This window comes from Paraglaciecola sp. QJM3NY_14, assembly GCF_056173245.1.
In genome coordinates, this window is record NZ_CM149664.1 from 1,287,932 (window position 1) to 1,307,128 (window position 19,197).

General features: G+C 44.8%; 16 protein-coding genes, 1 tRNA gene and 1 riboswitch. Of the genes, 8 read left to right on the forward strand and 9 right to left on the reverse strand.

All coding sequences use genetic code 11. The features are described 5' to 3' along the window. Positions 1-27 precede the first annotated feature (27 nt). The 6 genes from AC0VYA_RS05435 to AC0VYA_RS05460 form a co-directional block, all read right to left on the reverse strand. Positions 28-780 carry a histidine phosphatase family protein gene (locus AC0VYA_RS05435; RefSeq protein WP_475490315.1) on the reverse strand — a complete coding sequence of 251 codons (753 nt, stop codon included), beginning with the start codon at positions 778-780 and terminating at the stop codon, positions 28-30. Next, a complete protein-coding gene (gene cobU, locus AC0VYA_RS05440) occupies positions 777-1,331 on the reverse strand; it encodes a bifunctional adenosylcobinamide kinase/adenosylcobinamide-phosphate guanylyltransferase (protein ID WP_475490316.1) in 555 nt (184 codons plus the stop codon). Before cobU ends, AC0VYA_RS05435 begins: the two co-directional genes overlap by 4 nt. Positions 1,332-1,416: 85 nt before the next feature. Next, the gene (locus AC0VYA_RS05445) at positions 1,417-2,226 is read right to left on the reverse strand and encodes an adenosylcobinamide-GDP ribazoletransferase (protein WP_475490317.1); all 810 of its coding nucleotides are present in this window, start codon (positions 2,224-2,226) and stop codon (positions 1,417-1,419) included. 35 nt (positions 2,227-2,261) lie between these two features. Further along, a complete protein-coding gene (cobT, locus tag AC0VYA_RS05450; protein WP_475491035.1) occupies positions 2,262-3,395 on the reverse strand; it encodes a nicotinate-nucleotide--dimethylbenzimidazole phosphoribosyltransferase in 1,134 nt (377 codons plus the stop codon). 238 nt (positions 3,396-3,633) lie between these two features. Then, complete coding sequence (locus AC0VYA_RS05455; RefSeq protein WP_011574001.1) at positions 3,634-4,656, reverse strand: FecCD family ABC transporter permease; 1,023 nt, start codon at positions 4,654-4,656, stop codon at positions 3,634-3,636. Beyond that, positions 4,653-5,564 (reverse strand): ABC transporter ATP-binding protein, encoded by a 912-nt coding sequence (locus AC0VYA_RS05460; protein WP_475491036.1) that lies wholly within the window; start codon positions 5,562-5,564, stop codon positions 4,653-4,655. The genes AC0VYA_RS05455 and AC0VYA_RS05460 overlap by 4 nt, the downstream gene beginning before the upstream one ends. A gap of 110 nt (positions 5,565-5,674) precedes the next feature. Continuing rightward, positions 5,675-5,839, reverse strand: a riboswitch (cobalamin riboswitch). Positions 5,840-6,088: 249 nt separating this feature from the next. On the opposite strand from AC0VYA_RS05460, the gene AC0VYA_RS05465 reads away from it, so the two are divergent. Together AC0VYA_RS05465 and AC0VYA_RS05470 are read left to right on the forward strand one after the other, a co-directional pair. Beyond that, positions 6,089-8,224 (forward strand): TonB-dependent siderophore receptor, encoded by a 2,136-nt coding sequence (locus AC0VYA_RS05465; RefSeq protein WP_475490318.1) that lies wholly within the window; start codon positions 6,089-6,091, stop codon positions 8,222-8,224. A gap of 89 nt (positions 8,225-8,313) precedes the next feature. Then, positions 8,314-9,504 (forward strand): PepSY-associated TM helix domain-containing protein, encoded by a 1,191-nt coding sequence (locus AC0VYA_RS05470; RefSeq protein ID WP_475490319.1) that lies wholly within the window; start codon positions 8,314-8,316, stop codon positions 9,502-9,504. Positions 9,505-9,639: 135 nt separating this feature from the next. Here the strand turns inward: AC0VYA_RS05470 and AC0VYA_RS05475 are convergent, their stop codons facing one another. Both AC0VYA_RS05475 and AC0VYA_RS05480 read right to left on the reverse strand, forming a co-directional pair. Next, entirely contained in the window at positions 9,640-10,017 is a 378-nt protein-coding gene (locus AC0VYA_RS05475; RefSeq protein WP_475491037.1) for a Dabb family protein, read from the reverse strand. 490 nt (positions 10,018-10,507) lie between these two features. Next, positions 10,508-10,584: transfer RNA gene (locus AC0VYA_RS05480), tRNA-Ile, on the reverse strand. 418 nt (positions 10,585-11,002) lie between these two features. On the opposite strand from AC0VYA_RS05480, the gene AC0VYA_RS05485 reads away from it, so the two are divergent. Then, a complete protein-coding gene (locus tag AC0VYA_RS05485) occupies positions 11,003-11,332 on the forward strand; it encodes a hypothetical protein (protein ID WP_006991390.1) in 330 nt (109 codons plus the stop codon). A gap of 117 nt (positions 11,333-11,449) precedes the next feature. On the opposite strand, the gene AC0VYA_RS05490 is transcribed toward AC0VYA_RS05485, so the two are convergent. Next, on the reverse strand, positions 11,450-12,115 hold the full coding sequence (locus tag AC0VYA_RS05490) for a hypothetical protein (RefSeq protein WP_011574006.1): 666 nt from the start codon (positions 12,113-12,115) through the stop codon (positions 11,450-11,452). A gap of 280 nt (positions 12,116-12,395) precedes the next feature. Between AC0VYA_RS05490 and AC0VYA_RS05495 the strand changes: the two genes are divergently transcribed. From AC0VYA_RS05495 to AC0VYA_RS05515, 5 genes are all read left to right on the forward strand, one after another. Further along, positions 12,396-12,710, forward strand: a complete 315-nt coding sequence (locus tag AC0VYA_RS05495; protein WP_011574007.1) for a DUF3718 domain-containing protein — start codon at positions 12,396-12,398, stop codon at positions 12,708-12,710. 269 nt (positions 12,711-12,979) lie between these two features. Further along, entirely contained in the window at positions 12,980-16,003 is a 3,024-nt protein-coding gene (locus tag AC0VYA_RS05500; protein WP_475490320.1) for a TonB-dependent receptor, read from the forward strand. Positions 16,004-16,444: 441 nt separating this feature from the next. Next, positions 16,445-17,164 (forward strand): LytR/AlgR family response regulator transcription factor, encoded by a 720-nt coding sequence (locus AC0VYA_RS05505; RefSeq protein ID WP_475491038.1) that lies wholly within the window; start codon positions 16,445-16,447, stop codon positions 17,162-17,164. Positions 17,165-17,191: 27 nt separating this feature from the next. Continuing rightward, positions 17,192-18,331 (forward strand): sensor histidine kinase, encoded by a 1,140-nt coding sequence (locus AC0VYA_RS05510; protein WP_475490321.1) that lies wholly within the window; start codon positions 17,192-17,194, stop codon positions 18,329-18,331. Further along, positions 18,328-19,158: a LytR/AlgR family response regulator transcription factor gene (locus AC0VYA_RS05515; protein WP_475490322.1), complete on the forward strand. Its 831-nt coding sequence runs from the start codon at positions 18,328-18,330 to the stop codon at positions 19,156-19,158. Before AC0VYA_RS05510 ends, AC0VYA_RS05515 begins: the two co-directional genes overlap by 4 nt. Positions 19,159-19,197 lie beyond the last annotated feature (39 nt).

A 19,197-nucleotide genomic window follows, 5' to 3' on the forward strand; every position in this document is an offset into this window, starting at 1 on the left:
TGCTTTTATAGGTCATACTTTTATAGGTCACAGTGCGTTCTCGTTAAACGCTGGTTTGGCGATAAAGTTCACCACAGGAACCGCTTGCTCGTATTCTGCGATAGCGATACGCGTTAGGCTGGCATAGCCAATTTGCAACTTGGCGTACCAATCACCCTGTTGCCAATGTGCAGATAACACATCAGCTAAAATTTGGCGTATCACGCCGCCATGGCTAACCACTAAGCAGTTTTGCCCTTGGTGCTGGCTGGTTAAACGCTGCCAACAATTTACTACCCGTTGATGAAAACGTTCTAAGGATTCGGCGTTTGGTAAGGTGTTATGCATAGGTTCTTGCCAAAACGCATTTAGCTCAAGCCATTGCTCGCTTAAGTCATCAAAGGGGATACCGTCATACAAGCCAAAATCACACTCTTGAAGGTCGTCTTCAATCACCAGGGGTACGGATAAAAATTCAGCGAATGCCTTGGCAAAATGCAGGCAACGCAGGCGAGGGGATGAAATGATGACATCCACTTTTGACGTTTTTTGCATTTGCGCTTGCATAGCGTGTAAACCTTGTTCACTAAGGGGAATGTCGGTCTTGCCATAAAGTGCGCTAGGGCCATCAACTTGACCATGGCGCAGCAAATTGAACGTGGTTGCTGCGCCATGGTCAAGTCGATGGCTACCCACTGAACGGCTACTCAGTGCAGGGCTATCGTCAGTATTACTATTCACAGCGACATGATTTACCGCGTTATCATTCGCTGCGCTATCTTTCACAGGTTTGCTACTCATTTTTGAGGACTCTTTAATGCCATGGGTAACCCTGCGGCAACAAAGGTGACGTGATCTGCAATACTTGCCACAGCTTGATTCAACCAACCCGCTTGATCAACAAACTCTCGAGTGACTTCCCCCATGGGGATAACGCCCAAGCCAACTTCATTTGCCACCATAATTATACTTGATTCACTGGCGCGAAGGGCTTGGGTGAAGCCTTGAAATAGGATGCTGAAATCTTGTTGTGGTTTATGGTAAAGCTGGTTGTTGAGCCAAAGGGTTAAACAGTCGATGAGCAGTATCGGCTGATCGCTATCAGTTGTAACGCCCTTATCTGAATAGAGCTCGATGTACTCAGTTAAATTCAGAGGCACTTCAGCTAACGCCCAATGTGCTGGTCGCTCCTGTTGATGGCGCATAATACGCTTGCTCATTTCTGTGTCTGTCGCGGTGGCGGTAGCGACATAGGTGACATCTTTGCCGGATTGTTGGCTTAGAGCGAGGGCTTGTTGCAACGCAAAGTTTGATTTGCCAGAGCGAGCACCGCCAATAATTAAATGCAGCATTGTTAAGCTCTCCAACAAAATATTTGTAATGATTCAACGCGACGTTTGAGGGGCAATTTTAAGACTGTTTTTATCAATAGGACGTTCATAAAAGAAAGCCTATGGTCTGCTCATTCACTGTTTTAGGTAACGTGATAATCAACAAAAGATAGATGAGTAACTCTTGGGTTTGTTGAGCAAAGCCTAAGCAGTCCCCTGTATAGCCATCAATGTGTTTTTTAAACCAATGTTTGAGGGCAAAGCGCAGCACACATGCACTGACTATGACGAGTATTGCACTGGATAGTGGTAACCATAGTACCGCAGGTACACTTGAGGCGAGCAGCCAAAGTAATACCCGAGGTTGCATAGACTGTGCTAACGAGTCACTTTTACTGTTATCACTATTTTTGCGTGCATAGGCGAGGTGTTGCACATGCGAAATAGCCAACCCGCGAGACAAAGGGTAGGCAATGGCTAGGGCCAGCAATAGGTGCTGATCCGCGGCTAGCGAGCTCAGCAGTATAAACTTGCTCAATAGCGCACAAACCAGTGCGCACGTGCCGTATGTGCCAATTTGGCTGTCTTTCATGATGGTCAACTTGCTCGTGATAGTCTGACCGCCCCAAAAACCGTCGGCCGTATCTGCTAGGCCATCTTCATGTATTGCGCCCGTTAGCATTAAACTAAATATAATAAGCAAGCATACTATCGGTTCTCGTCCTAAATAGGGCAGCATGAAGCAGTAAAATGCGCTTAATAAAGCAGCCAGCAGCCAGCCAACTAATGGGAAATATCGTCCCGCTTGGTGCAATTTTTGTGGGCTGTAATCAATTGCAGTCGGCACCGGTAAGCGGGTGAAAAAACTCACTGCTAATAGTATTAAATTGAACTGATATTTTAAAAATCGAGTCATGTTCGTCTTTATTTCGCTAACGTGGTACTAGTCATTTATACCGTCACGCCAGCGCTCTCAAATGTGGCCATATCATTGTAGAAACTGGCTGCTGCTTGCAACAAGGGTAAAGCCAGCGCTGCACCAGTGCCCTCGCCAAGGCGCAAACCTAAAGACAATAGCGGCCGAGCGTCTAATTGAGCCAACACTTGCTGGTGGGCATATTCTGCTGAACAGTGGGCAAATAGCATATAATCCCGTGCGCGCGGCGCAATACGCACGGCAATCAGCGCTGCCACACTGACAATGAATCCATCCACTAAGATGCTTTTACCGGCTTTAGCGGTTTCGAGTATGGCACCCACAATTTGTGCGATTTCAAAACCACCTACTTCCATCAGTGCGGTTTTAGGGGTAAAGGCCTTTGTGCCGTGGACTTTATTGACTCGCTCTAAAGCATCTTCGATGAGCTGAATTTTTTTCGTTAATTGTTCATCCGTTATGCCCGTGCCTTTGCCTGTTGTGCGCTGTGGGCTCAACCCGCAAATGAGGGATAACAAGGCTGATGCACTACTGGTATTGCCAATGCCCATTTCGCCAAATGCCAGCACGTTGCTGCCTTGGGCAATATGCTGTGCAGCAACGTTTGCGCCCATCGTCAGCGCTTGCTCTGCTTGGGCTGGTGTCATCGCAGCTTGTTTTGAAAAATCAGCCGTACCTTGGCCTATTTGCTGTTCAATCAACATATTGCTTGCTGACAGGCGGGCATTGCCGCTCACTGGGCTGAGCATACCGGCATCGACGACTTTCATCTGCCAGCCTAGCGTGGTGCTAAAGCAGTTGATTGCCGCGCCACCATTGAGAAAATTGCTCACCATTTGCTGGGTGACGTCAGATGGGGCAATACTGATGCCATTGGCGGCAATACCGTGATCGGCGGCAAAGACCAGCATAACAGGCTTGTTTATGTCGATTCGGGTGTCAATACGGCTGCCTGTTTGCGAGAGGCTTTGTTGTATTTGAGCAAGCTGGCGAGCGAGATCTTCAAGCTGGCCTAGGGCCCCTAAGGGTTTAGTTTTATTGTTAATTCGCTCCTCTATATCGCTGAGGTTACTGGTATCGACGGGGGATATTTGCCAGTGAGACTGATCGAATACGGATGAAGATAATGAGTGTTGTTGTTCTGACATTTTTTGTGCCTTCCTTGATGTCTTGTGAACTGGCTTTATCGCTTCTTGCATTGAGCGTGAGGGTGCTTTCTCTGAGTCTACAGATGCTGGCGCTGCAGTTACTTCAGGATCTAACATATGTGTTGTTCCAATCGTGATTTGGTTGGGTTCTTAATATTTATTTCTCGAGCGCCATTTTCTCTATTTTCTTGATTGCCCCGATTTTCTCTATTTGCACTATTTGGACTATGCATTGTTTTCATGCCTGTCGCTGACGAATAGCGAGTAAGAAAAACACGCTGCCGATGGCTGAAGTGATAATGCCGATAGGGATTTCTTGGTCTGAAAGGGCCGAGCGGGCAACGATATCAACTAGCACCATAAAACTGCCGCCGATAAGTACACAGCCTAAAATTAAAGCGCGGCTCGTCACCCCAACCCAGCGTCGCACAATATGGGGGATAAGTAAGCCAACGAACCCAATGCCGCCGCAGTAAGCCACAATGCACGCGGTTAATGCAGCGCAAATACCTAAAGCCATTAAGCGAAGAGCGGTGACGTTAATGCCTAGGGTTTTGGCATTTTCGTCGCCTAGCAAGAGGGCATCTAAGCGCCGACCGAAAAGTAACAGCAGTACCACGCTGCCCATAACCACAGGTAGCATGATCCAGGCGTACCACATTTCAGTGCGAGCAAGACTGCCCATTAGCCAGAAAATAACTTTGTTGGCAGCGAAAGGGTCACCTAAAAACAGTAAAAAGTGACTCAGAGCACTGAGCATAAATGACACCGCCACACCGGCTAACAGCATGTGCTCGCCGCGCCCTCCAAAAGATGTTGCGGCCAGCGCTTGGACTAAGGTAACGGCAAATACTGCGCCTAAAAAGGCGGCGACCGGCAGTGCGATTGAAAAAGGCACATCAGGCAACATACCGAATATCGTTAAGGTTTCGCCTATTTGACTGTCAAACAACAGTGTTGCGATACTCGCTCCGAGCCCTGCGCCAGATACCACGCCGAATAGGTAAGGATCAGCCAATCCGTTGCGGGTAATGTTTTGCAATGTGGCCCCGGCAACAGCAAGGCCAGCGCCAACTAAAAAGCCCACGAGCACTCTAGGTAAGCGAATCTCCCAAAATATTAGCGCGTTAACGTCAGTGCTACACTGGTCAACTATGCAGTGATACAGCTCAGATGCAGGCAAGTCTGCAGCACCAAAAAATATGCCGATAATGGGCGAGAGTACCGCAAGTACAAATAGCAACGACCAGCGGTTAGTCATTTCAATTTGCCCTTCTTATCGCTTATTTCTTTGTGTGCTTCTTTATCTGATTTGTTACTCGCTTCGCTTGAATGCACTTTTGACTGTTGAGTTACCTCAGGCAGAGGAGGGCGCTCTTGTTCATCGGGGGGATAAAAGTCTACCCGTAGATTTTCGGTCACTTCATCGGGGCGAATACGACAGGGAATGTTAAAAACGTGCTCTAACGTTGTCGCTTTTAGCACACTCTCAACTGGCCCTTGTGCGATCATCTTGCCTTCATTTAGTAAACATAAGTGATCGCAGTAACTGGCGGCTAAATTAATATCATGCAAACTCATCACCACGGTCATTTGTTGCTGATGGGCGAGGGTGCGCAGTAACTTAAGTACTTGGTGTTGATAATAAATATCTAAGTGATTGACCGGCTCATCTAACACAATGAGCGCCGCTTTTTGGACTAATGCCCGGGCGATTAATCCCCGTTGTTGCTCACCTCCTGACAGTGAGCTAAACGTTTGATGCGTTTTATCGCTAAGGCCCACCTTAGCGATTGATGCCGCGAGGTGTTGATGATCCTGCTCGGTTTCTCGAGACAACAACGTTTTATGGGGTAGCCAGCCCATGCGAACAATTTGCTGCAAGCTTAAAGCAAATACACTTTCATTTAATTGATTGACCACTGCAATTTGCCGAGCGCGTTCGAGTGGGCTGTATTCTTCAAGTGCTTTGCCGCACCAATCCACTTGGTTTTTACTGGCAGTTTGGCCGGATAACATTTTTAGCAAGCTGGTTTTGCCGGCACCGTTAGGGCCGAGCACCCCCAGCACTTTACCGCGCTCAAGAGAAAGATTAATGTCAGACAAAATACTTTTGTGCGCTATCTGGTAGGAAAGCTGTTTCGCCTGTAGGTTAGCTGAATTTGGCATGGCACCTGTATTGTTATCGATCAAAATACGATCCAAGGGGGAATACACAGTGCGCTCAGTATCACATACTGAAAGGACAATCTGTTATTCACGTATTCCCGCGTGAAAATAAATAAAGGGTGAATAAGGCTGGTATCTGACTTACAAGCACCTGAGCGATTATCCTCGACACGTGGCTTGTTTACAGTTGCGGGTACAGTTCTGGTATCACACCAGATTCCCATTTAATTTACGCCTTCGTCATATTCGTTAAATCCGAAATAAGCACAGCATAAAACCTATATATGGCGCGCAATATAGCAAGTAAATTGACCATCTACGAGCGGTAAATATCAGTGGGTAAAATACCTACCTGGTGAATGCGGTGACTCTTATCCTGAAGAATTGACTGCCAGTAAATGCGCGAATTTGGCCAATTAATCAGAATCTTACATTACCAAGCCATACTTGCAATTGAAAATCATTCGTATTAACTGTATGGTGTGCGCCTTTTTTAGCCCATATATTAGTAGGATGTTTATTTTATGGCTCGCAGTACAGGTTCAATCGGTTATTTTTTATCTGGTATCACCGCCTTAGGTTTAAGCTCGAGCGTTTTAGCTCAGCAGCAGAATGAAGACATTGAGCATCTAGAAGTGACTGGTCGAGCACAGCAGTTTTATTTAGACACCCGCACGAAGTTAGGCACTAAAACAGATGCTGATTTACTTGATATACCCATGTCAGCGCAAGTGCTTACCGCTCAGCTGATTTCTGACCAAGCGGCGCGAGATATCACCGATTTATATCGCTCTATCGCTGGGGTCAGTGAATACAGTTATTCAGGGGTGACATTTCGCGGTTTTCGCGATGATGGCAATGTTTTTTATGATGGTGTAAGAGGTGATCCTTATTCAGGATTCAGCGTGCCTGATTTATTTAATGTTGATCGGGTTGAGGTGCTAAAAGGCCCAGCTGCTGCACTGTATGGTGGTGGCGAGCCCGGTGGCATGATCAACTATGTGACCAAAAAGCCAACCTTCAATGAAAGCGCAGAAATTAATCTGACGTTAGGTAACTTCGACTTGCACGGTATTTCAGGGGAAGCGACGGGAGCATTAACCGACACCACAGCATATCGTTTGGGCGGCTTTTATGAAGCCCAAGATAGCTTCCGTAACAATGCTGATATGGAAAACATCGAACTTGCTGGGGGGCTATTACATGATTTCAGTGACTATACCCGATTAACCACCACTTTTGATTACATAGTGCAGAATCTTGGTGGGCACAGACTGCGAGGCGTGCCGGTGGACGATAACGGTAATTTTTTGGTTGATCGCACCTACAACGCCAATGAAAAAAGTGATTACCAAGATCTTGAAGCTTGGGTTGTGCAGTCTGAACTTGAGCACGTATTTAGTGATGCGTTTAGCGTGAATTCAACCTTACGCTTGATGACTAATGAGCGTGATCAGGCCTATCACGAATCGCGCAGTTGGGTTGATGTTAACGGGGATGGGGAAGCAAACATTGATGATGAAACCATTCGCCGAGAGTATCGGGATCAATACAGAGCCAATGATGAAATTAGCTTAACCACTGATTTTGTTTATGATTTTAGTGTTGCTGGCATGCAGCACCAATTATTGTTTGGTGGTGATTGGCATTACATAGACACTGATTACGAGTATTTGCGCGCCCGCTACGAAGCCGATGGCGTGGGTAACCTGAATATATTCAACCTTAATTATGATGAAACCGACCCGGATAGCTACAACCTGACGGATCAAAATCGCGATGGCATCAGGCGTAATCGCCAAGGCTTGTACGTGCAAGACATGCTGCAACTGGGCGACAAGTGGACGCTGATGCTAGGGGCGCGGTTTGATCACTTTGAAGAGCGTGATAAACAAAGCGCCTTTGAGTATGGCGATCAAGATGTTTCTTATCGTGCTGGGATTAGCTTTAAACCACTTGAAAGTATGTCATTTTATGCGAATTATTCTGAAAGTTTTAATCCTGTAGATGCCACGGACCAAGCTGATGCGAGTGTGACAGATCTTGAGCCTGTTACTGGGGACTCAATTGAAATCGGTGTGAAAAATGAATGGTTAGGCGGTAGCATTCTGACCACCTTGGCGGTGTATCACATCAACAAAGAGAATTTGATCGCCAGTAACCCTAATTTTATTGAAGGCGAGAATGAGGACACTGAATCAGCCTTGATAAACTTTGGCAACGTGGAAAGTGACGGCGCTGAGTTTACGCTTGTGGGGGATATTACGGATGAGCTGAGCATCACTGCCAACTATGCATACAATGACACCATAGTGGTTGACGGCAGTTCAAGCAACACCTTTGGGGCAGGGGATCGCTTTGTAAATGCGCCGCGACAGCAAGCTGGTTTATGGGGGCGTTACGCTATACATAGCATCAATTCGTCAATTGCATTGGGCGTTAATTACGTCAGTGAGCAAATCAGCTCTGACGCCCAAAAGGTCAAGGCATTTACTGTATTTGACGCGAGTTGGACTACCAAGTGGGACAATATACTCCTAAGCGTAAACGTGAATAATTTGTTTGATAAAGAATATGCCGTGAGCGGTTTCAGCGAACGTAATGGCCATTTCCCAGGGCAACCTAGAGAAGTGATTGCCCAGTTGAAATACAGTTTTTAATCTAGATTGGGGCGAGAGCTGAGCTAGCACGGGCATTAGATTAAAAAATGGCGTAAAGCAACCAGAGCAAAGTGACTTGAGTAGGAAAATTGAATAGAGCAACTTGGTTCATCGTTCACAGTTGGCTAGGTGTGAAACTGGCCATTATGTTGTGCTTCATTGTGTTAAGCGGCACGTTGGCTGTGCTCTCAAACGAAATGGACTGGCTAAGCAACCCCGCCATGCGAGTTACACCGTCAAGTGTTGAGGGTATGAACTGGCAAGCGGTGTACGCCCGTGCTCAGCAAGAAGTCCCCGCTAGCACACTACGCTCAATTCAAGCGCCTTTGCACCCTTGGTATAGCGCCGAAGTTATTTACCTTGATGGAGATGAACAGCGCCACCGCTTGTTTTTTCATCCTACCACGGGGGAATACCTTGGAGATGGGCGCTGGCAAAACTGGCAGCGTTTCTTTCGCATGTTGCATCGCCACTTGATGTTGCCGCTCACGTTAGGCATCACGGTAGTGAGCCTATTCGCAGTGGTGATGCTGGCGATGTTAGTGTCGAGTTTGTATATCTATAAAGGATGGTGGAAGCACTTTTTTCGTGCGCCGCGCTGGCAGCACCGCCAAACACGCTGGGTAGATTTACACCGTTTAGTGGGTGTATGGAGCTTATGGTTTTTGCTGATCATTAGTGTGACTGGCTGCTGGTATTTAGCTGAACGCTGGGGGGCAGGTGCCCCTAGCCCAGAGCGGTTAACCGCCAGCGGCGCAAAGTCTATAGCGAATTCGGTCATGCCAGACACTGAACACCTAGCGTTAATGTTAGCGCACGCCCACGAAAAATTTCCAGCGCTGTCTATTACCAGGATTAACTTCCCGCAAAAATCAGCTGATGCTTTGGAAATACAAGGCCAAGCAGATGCAATACTTGTTCGCCCAAGAGCGAACTTTGTCAGTTTTGAACCTGTAAACGGGCAACTCATTCAACAACATGACGGTGTTAGCTTAACCTTGCACAATCGTATTTCAGAAGCTGCTGACCCACTGCATTTTGGGCAATGGGGCGGTATGTTTAGCAAGTTTTTGTATTTTATTTTCGGTATTTTTTTAACGGGCCTCACCGTTACGGGTACCTATATGTACGGTATGCGCGTTGCGCGTATTTCCCGGCATGACACAAAACCAAGGCGACGTATTTGGCGCCGGGCAGGGAGTCAAATGAAAGCGCTGGGCTGGGTGTCGGCGATAGGCGTAATGGCCAGTGTCGGTTACGGCGCTTTTACTTTTTTATAAACTGCAGTGCGTATGAACGGCTAAGCGCATAAAAACGGAGTATCTAATGCGCTCCGTTTGTTATCTCTAAGGTATGTTTTGAACAAGTGTTGTAGGCCATATCAGTTGACCTACCATCCGCGCTTCAAGGGCTAGCTAAAACGTATTTAGCGAGTCGTATACAACTACTTTCTGCCACAGGTGCGCGTAGTCCTTCACAAACTTCTTATGAATAGGATGACGTTGGTATTCGTCTTGATCCTCAACGCTATTGAAGAACATGAGCTCTGAGACTTGATAGCTGCTGTCAATTACATCCCGAGAAACGGTAGATGCGGGTACCCCAACATGTAGCGCTTGGATTTGCGGAATGTCACGCAAACTGTTTAGCCCCTCTATCAGGGATTTGCGATCGTCAACTGATTCAGGATTATTAAGCCAGAAAAACACCGAATGAATAACCGCAGGTGCTGCGTTAATTTCGTTGTTTGTGTCTGCCTTTGCCGATAGCGATACAGCAATCAATAAACCCATCGCCAGAGCTGCGCTCTTACCGGCAGTCTTAATTGTATTCTTGCTCACATTCTTGAGCGACGTTATAGAAACACCGAATCTGTTACTTTGCTGCATGTTCATCTCCCTTTCGTGGTTGGTTAAACATTGAGCTCTCTTGCTGGACACAAGAGAGGCGCTCAATTTAACCGCGAGCTGGCGCCTTTTGTAAAGACAATAGAAGTGGTTTAGCGGTATATATTTTTTGTATTTTCAATGCTGACCGCAGGCCGTTTGTTTGCCTTCTATACAGACTTGCTTGCGTGGATAGTAAGGAATACGGGTGGTAGTGTGCGTTAGATAATTGAAGCAAAGCTCTTAAAGCCAGCACAAGAGTAACATCGAATGCGGAACGTCAGTTTTTGTATGAAAAACATTTTTCTTGTGCGATATAGGTGCGATGGGGTCCTAAATTTTTCTTTCTACGCAAGGTAGGGAGAGGTGTAACTGATTAGTTTTAAATAAGAAAAAATGGTGGCCCAACCCTGACTTGAACAGGGGACCTACCGATTATGAGTCGGGTGCTCTAACCAACTGAGCTATTGGGCCATTCTAAAACGCCGTTTTACTCGCCAAAGAATTGAGCGAAGGTATAAAACGACGCGCAGTATAAGCAGTTTTTTTAGGCTTGTCATCTGTTTGCGAAGCTTTGTCGGATAGTTTGCTGGAAAAATGTGCAAACGACTGTTTTTAGCAGTGGATTAGAGCTTTTTCACTGTGCTTTGTTTGTGCTTTAGCCGCTTTGTTTGTACCACTCAATAAGATATGCCCAACTGGTTTATAGTATCCATTAGCAGGCGTTATTAAATGAAAGGCGTTTGACGGTTTTATATACACTCAAATCGCGCTTTAACTATAAACTTAACAAGCACATAACAAAGTTGTGCAAGGATAAATAAACTTTGTTATCTTGCAGGGTATAGAGTGGGCCTTAGCAAAAAAATCAAAAGGGCAGTTGGAGATAAGCATGACCGAAAAACCTTTCCTCGTCAGTGGGCGTAATACCTTAATACATAAAATCAGAAAGTTAGATTTGTTAGTCACAAATGGGGAAGATAATCCAGCGATTATTGTGAGCCACAAAAGTATTAAAGAGTTTACCGGGACGATCCCCGATAATAAACGTGAAGCTAAACAGCAAGATATGGAACTGGTTGATGTGACGGTCGGTGACGTATTTGGTGAGGAAAAAACCTTACTGTTCATTCAAACGATTAATGGTAAAGAATACAAAATTGATTACAGTAAGCACGGCACTCCCTTGTTTATAAAAATCCATCAGGACAACGCGTTTTAAGCAACTCTTCTTTTTAAGGCCCAAGTCCAAGCATAAAGTGTTTATGTTTGGACATCCGCGCTGTTCTTACGCATTCAACTCACCTAGCACATCTTCACGTTCAACCTGTTCAATCTGCTACTGCCATGTATCGAACGGTAGAGAGTTGTAGCCGGTAATTGTTTTCGATTCCCCTCTAAATTGTACGTACTGCTCGTCGAATACATTAAAGCGACAGACATCAATTGGGGTGACCTCGGATGCATTAACACTACCGATGATTTTTCCTCTTTCCATGGCTTCGGCTACCAACTCTGAACAAAACCAGCTGGAAAAGTCTTCTGAGTTTAAACTCATTTCTTTAAGCAGGGGAATGGAATCTGTTGCATCAACAGTAGAGCCAAATAGTTGCCATATGTCGTAGGGTTTATGATTTTGTTGAAATAAAAAGTCGAAGAAAGCATTTTTATTCTTCTCTAGATTGGCACGAGCCTTATCACCTAAAGGAAGCCACCACATGTCGCCATCGTAGGTGGCAACACGCTCACTCAATCGAGTAAGCATGACGCCGCATTTTCCGTTATAACTGGTAGCTTCTATGGCTTGGTTGAAATACCGGCCACTACCTTCATCCAAAATCTGAGTTTTGATAACAACTGCAACGTGGGTAACCACAGAACGGGTAGTGAGCTTTGCCCATTTGGAAAAAAGACTATTGCCGCCAAAGGCGATGATGTCGCCAGGTTGCATTTTTTCACGAATTTGAGCATAGCTTCTTTGTTGATGTTGCTGGCAGATTGTCATGTTTCATCCCTAAAAATATCTACATCCATGTATGTTTTTCATACTAGCTAAATTCTGACACGTAACAAGATAAATATGTATTCAGTTGAACGCTGTTAACTGTAAGACGGTTGAACCCGAACAATCCTTACTTAATCGCTTTATCTCATTTTACCGCGCTTAAGCAATATTTAAACAACCATGTCACATTCATCATCTACTTATTAGCTGAACCAGCCGATTGTGTGGTTTTTTAAAATTTCGGTTTATTGATAAAAAACTAATATAAAAGAGGAATATCATGAAAAATGTAATGATTGCGGGTGTTGTTGGACTAAGTGCTTTGTGCGCGACTTCAGTTAGCGCAGAGTATATGGATCCGGTTATGGAAAAAAAGCTAGTGAGAGTGTGTGAAGCCATTAAAAGTGATAGTCGCATTAGGTTGCATGTTGCGATGAAGCGCACGGGCGTTAACGCACGACACTTGGCCAAAGGGCTTGTTTGCAATGGACACGATCCAGTGACGTTTGCAGCGCTGAATAACGCGAATAAAACCGGCGCCTTAATGGCGAGCAGATTAAATGTGGATTACCAGGAGTTGTTGGCAAAATTATGAGTATTGAAGCCTGTTTACTGGATGTGTTAACGATACGTTAGCGCAGCCAGTAACGTTAATTTCCCATCCACGAACGATAAATTCTACAAGTAGCTGGTGTCTACGCTCTAATCATACCGCTGTGTTACGTTGCTTTCACACCATCAAGTGTCAGTTTCATCCCTCATTTAGTTTCCTAGTTGAACTTTTTGTTAATTTCGAAATATCGGGTTATTGCGTATGCAATTTACCGATTAATAACAATTAAAATTCAATTCAGGGAGTCACACATGAAACAAGTATCATTTAGACGAAGTATTACTGCTCTTGCGGTAGCGGCGTCACTTGGTTTTGCATTACCTGCATTAGCGGATAACACAACAGCAAATATCTCGGGTTCAATTAACGCAAACGATTATTCAGCATACACCGTTATCGCGAAAGACCCGGCCACTGGATTAGAGCGCGTTATCTCGGTGAGCGACGAAGGAAGTTTCCGTTTCGCTAAATTACCTACTGGCGTATACGACATCACCGTTAAGAAAGGTGACGCTGTTGTTGCGGAGCAAAAAACGCGTATTAGCTTGGGCTCAAACACCTCTTTAGCATTTGATTTTATCGATAACGATGGTACCGAGCGCATTGAAGTGACCGGGGCAAGAATTTCAGCAATCGATTTAAGCTCCACTGACTCTGGATTAGTCATTGATGAAGTCGAGTTGGACAGAATGCCTGTTTCTCGTAATATTACGGCAGTCGCTTTACTTGCCCCTGGAACAGTCATGGGCGATTCAAGCTTCAGCTCACCTAACTCAGGCGGCACTGCGTCTTTCGGTGGCGCTTCAGTAGCTGAAAACTCTTGTTATATTAATGGCATGGAAGTTACAAACACCAGCCAAGGCTTGGGCTGCGGTACAGTTCCCTTTGAGTTTTATAAAGAGTTTCAAGTTAAAACCGGTGGATATTCTGCTCAATTCGGCAGAACAACGGGCGGCGTATTAAATGCGGTGACTAAAAGTGGTTCAAACGAATGGGAATTTGCTGCCACTGCTTTGTTTACCCCTAAATCGCTTCGCGAAGATGGTCAGATTTCATACTCAGCGGGTGGCGCGGGTGGTCAAGAAGTTTTCCGCAACCAAACTCAAGACGACTACAGCAAAAGTGAATTCACTTTATCAGCATCAGGTGCATTGATAGAAGACACCTTGTTTTTCTATGCCTTAGTTAACCCCCGTGACGTTGAAAATAACTTTGCTTCACAATCTAGTGGTAACTCGCAATACGCACCTGATAACATTTTCATTAAACGCGAATCAAGCGGCTCAGACAATATGTTCTGGGGAGCAAAGGTCGATTGGTTTATCAACGATGATCATAAAATTAGCTTGTTCGGCTATTCAAATAAGAGCGACACAGAGTCTACCTCTTATAAATTCGATTCACAGACGGGTGAAATTGGCGAGGCCACACAAAGCACTATCAGAGAGCGTGGTGGCGACCTCAAAAGTATCAGCTACACGGGTAACTTTACTGACGAGTTAACTGTCTCCGCTATGTACGGCGAAATCGAAACGGATTACACCAATACACCAAGTAATTTAGATTGCCCCACTGTGCTAGACACCAGAAGCGTTCCTACCAATCAGAAGATAAGCAGCTGTGGAGCCGGTGGAAACACGGGTACCAATCAAGATAAAAACAAGCAAACGCGAATTGATATTGAGTATGCGTTCGAAGATCATTTAGTACGAGTGGGCTACGATAAACAAGAGCGTGAAACTTTTCATACTTCTTCGCCGATCACTGGACACAGCTGGACGTATTCTTCGATTGAACCGAACGCTGTAATAAACAATAACGATGGTCCATTATTCACTAATACTACCGGTGCTTTATTTGATGTTGTCGCTGATCGTATATTCACAGGTGGTGGTGGTTTCAGTACTGATTTGAGTGCCTGGTACGTGGAAGATGAATGGCAAGTGACAGATGATTTGATGTTGTCATTAGGGCTTCGTCGCGATGAGTTTGAAAACTCAGGCGTAACTGGCAAGGTTTTCTCATCGTTTAAAACCGATATTGCTCCGCGCTTAGGTTTCAGCTGGGATCCTACTGGAGAGGGCGACTCTAAAATATACGGAACGTACGGTACGTACTATTTACCAGTAGCCAACAATACTAACTATCGTGCTGCATCGGGCTTAAGTGATACAACCACTTATTATACCTTCACTGGCTCAGATGCAACGGGTGCTCCTACTGGTACTACGCCGGTATCAGGTACGATTGCTGATTCGCAAATTGTTAATTCTGTTCCTAACCCTGCAACGAAAGAGACGTTCCAAGCGGAAGAAGCGGAACCCTTCAGTAAAGACGAATATATCGTGGGATATGAAACAGCCATTAACGATGAGTTCTCGTTCTCAGTTCGCGCTATCTATCGTGAAGTCGCTACAGCATTAGATGATTATTGTGGGCCGTTCGCTTCTCAAGCGACCTGTACCTTGCTCAACCCAGGTAAGTCTTCAACTTGGCAATTAGATAATGACTTTGACAGTGTTACCGATCCCGATAGCCGCAGAACGTATTCAGCGGAGGAAATTGGTTTACCTGATGCAGTGAACGAATATACCGCATTGCAACCACAGGTTAATTATCGTGGTGATAACATGCGTATGTCTCTGATATATACATGGAGCCGCAGTGTGGGTAACTTTGAGGGGGCGGTTAAATCTGATATCGGCCAAGCCGATGCGGGTGTAACACAGGATTTCGATTTCCCAGCGCTAATGGATGGCTCAGATGGTTACCAGCCTAATGATCGACGTCACGTATTTAAATTCTTTGGTTCATATGATGTGACGGAAGATTTAACCGTTGGCTTTAATTCTACACTTTCTAGTGGTCGTCCGTTAAGTGCCTTTGGTCAAGGCTATCCTTCTCATGATCCTAAAGTTTATGGTAGCTATGGTGATACTTTTTACCTTTATACCAATGAGTGTCCTGACGCTAATGAAGACGGGTTATGCGGGCAGGATGAGAAAATCTATCAATTCAGCCCACGTGGTACTAGGGGACGTACGCCTTGGACATTTAACCTAGATTTGTCAGCAAACTACAACTTTACCTTTAGTGATGTAGATATGCGCGCCACATTGAATGTGTACAATGTGTTAAATGGCCAAGCCGAGACGTCACGAAATGAACATTATGAAAATAATCGCGCGGAAGGTTCATTTAATTCTTATTACGGTGCAGCTTACACATGGCAATCGCCGCGTTATGTTGAACTAGGTTTTGAAGCTCGCTTTTAATTAAACGGATTATTCAAAATTAATCAAACGGCAACTTCGGTTGCCGTTTTTGTTTTTCGGTTAGGGGTAATTACTCGGATTGACAAAAAGTTTCTGGTTGTTTCTGATAGTAACTGAGTACGTTTATCCCAAAAAATGCGAGATTGGTCACAAAGCTTACTAAATGTCCGATTCTATACCTTATACTTAGTTCATCGGAGTAGTGACCCGATCGATACATTCAGTGAACATGTATCGCTTCCTGGACGGAGGACGTTGCCGTTGGCATCGTCCTTTTTCTTTGTTTATTCTTTATTCTTTCTTTGACGTTTATTTACGCTTCTTTACCTAATCTTTACATTTTGTCCTGTTTTACCGTCCCTTGTCTCACCGCTGTTTTTTATCCCTGATGTACCTTGTATATTCCGCATTTATTTTCGAACAGCGCATGGAGAGACTTTGATGTATCGATGTGTGGTAATAGATGACGAAGCTTTGGCGAGGGAGCGCATCGGGCAGTATATTTCTCGCTCTCCGCTTTGTGAGGTCGTAGCAGAAGCAAGTAGCTTTAAAAATGCCAAACAGCTGATACTGGAACAGCAACCAGATATTTGCTTCTTGGATATTCAAATTATTGGTGGCAGCGGAGTTGAACTAGCAAAAGAGCTGCATAATAGTGTTTCGTGTCATTGGGTGTTCACCACTGCCCATAGCGAATACGCCTTAACCGCTTTTGAGTTAGAGGCGACTGACTATTTGTTGAAGCCCTTTGAGGATAGCCGCCTGGGGCAAGTGATTGCTAAAATTCATAGAAAACATCAGTCGATTGCGCCGATAAACAAAACTAGGCGTCAACTGCCCATTAGATCCGTAGGTAGCGTCAAATTCATTAATACCCAGGATATTATTTGGGTGAAAGGCTCAGCAAATTATGTTGAGTTATATTGCGAAGGGAAAATGCATTTGCACCGGGAAACCCTTTCAGCACTTGAGCAGACACTCGATCCTACCCAGTTTATTCGAGTACATCGTAGTGCTATCGTTAATATAGATTATGTCCATTCTCTGAACAGTGAGTTAGGTCGTTTCTCTTTACTTCAATTAGATAATGGCGACGAGGTCAAAATTGGCCAATCATATAAGGCGCAGTTATTGTCCGCGTTGGGCGTCGATGCTGAATAGTCAGTTTTTTTTCAAAGCTGAAGCGTCTTGAGTTTTCGAAAAGCCTTTAGCGAAGTAAGTGAAACAAAACCTAGTTTCTGGACATTACACTTACTAGGCTGGTCGTTCTATGTGCTGATCTTTACCATTGAGTATGCGGCATTTAACCCTTCGGCGGCGAATGCTAACTACTTAATCGTAATGCCTCTGTTGTTTTCAGGATTAGTTGGTGGGCTCCTGACTTGGCCGCTGCGTTTTATTTATGGGCATTTATCAAAAGGCGCGCCACTGCAAGTATTGTTAGTGATTATTGCTGTTTGCATGCTAATTGCCGTAATTTGGACCCCTATTAAAAACCTGCTGTTGATGTACTTTTTCGATCATATAACGGTGTATGATTTGTACTGGGGGAACCACCCGAATGATTTTCATATAGGGGAGCTATTTTTAACCATCACCTATTCTTTTTTTATGATAATGGTATGGAGTTGTTTGTACTTTGGGATTAATTATCATTTCAAGTTATTACATGAAAAACAGCTGCATTTAGAAGCTATCCGCTTGTCTCATTTGGCCCAAATCAAAATGCTGCGCTATCAAATTAATCCGCATTTTTTATTTAATACATTGAACGCTATTTCGACGTTGGTTTTGCGCGGTGATAAGAGCACCGCAAACGGTATGCTCGCTCGTTTAGCGACCTTTTTGCGCTTTTCGCTGGATAACGACCCTGAGCAGAAAATCCGTTTGCATGATGAGATAAAAGCCTTGATGCTTTATTTGGATATAGAAAAAACGCGCTTTGCTGAGAGGCTCAATGTTCATTTTAATATTGAAGCGGCCGCCGATAATCTACTGGTACCCGGTTTATTATTACAGCCGTTAGTAGAGAACGCGATTAAGTATGCTATTGCGCAGATGGAAACCGGAGGGATTATTGAAGTCAGCGCTAAAATTCACAACAACTTGTTACATCTTACGGTTGCAGATAACGGTCCAAATTCACATAGTATCCCCTCATCAACGGCGCAATTGCGCAAAGAAAGCCAACGAGGCGGAGTCGGTTTGAAAAACGTAGCGGAACGTTTGCAGGTACTTTATGCCGAGAATCATCAATTTTCTATTCAAAAAAGCCCGCATTCAGGTTGCGCTGTGAATATTGTCTTGCCTGTGGAACTGCGCGCTTGAGCGTTTTTTCAGTCTTAGTTGTGGACGATGAGCCTCTTGCAAGAGAAGGGCTAGCGCTGCGTTTAGCTGAGTATGAAAACATCACAGTGTTGGGGTGTTGTAACAATGCGAGCCAAGCATACGATGCTCTTAGCGTTAAGCAACCTGACGTTATATTCCTAGATATCGAAATGCCCGGTAAAACAGGTTTGGAACTAGCGGAACAACTTCGTTTAGAAGGAAACCCCGCGACGATTGTTTTCGTCACTGCCTTTCGCGAATTTGCCGTAAATGCCTTCGACTTTAAAGCTTCTGATTACTTGCTTAAGCCATTTTCCGACGAACGATTGAAAGAGTGTATCGAAAAGTTATCCAGTGCCGGTGATGTTACCCGAGTCGTGCGCCAGCATGAAAAGCTAGGAAGGTTACTGAGTCGTAAAACCGGTAATTCCATAGACAGTTTTATTCATAGTTTAGAGGTAAGCAACGAGTTATCTAGCACGCACGAGTTAAACGAATTACAGCAAGTTATATCCCTTAAAAGTGGCTCTGTTTGGATCAGGGTGAAGTTAGACGATATTGTATGGATAGAAGCAGCGGGAGATTATATGTGTGTACATACCACCAGTGACACCCACATTATTCGCAAGACCCTAAAGCAATTTGAACAGGAGCTTGATAGCGTGCATTTTCCTCGCGTTAGCCGCTCAGCCATCATCAATATTGCAAAATTAACGACGTTAACTCCGAATTCAAACGGAGAGTACGTGGCACAATTGGGTAATGATATTCAGGTGAAAGTTGGCCGTAAGTACAAGTTCAGTATCGACGAACTAAGACCGCAATGATTAACGGCATAAATTCCTTTTCTTTTCAGGCGTAGTCAA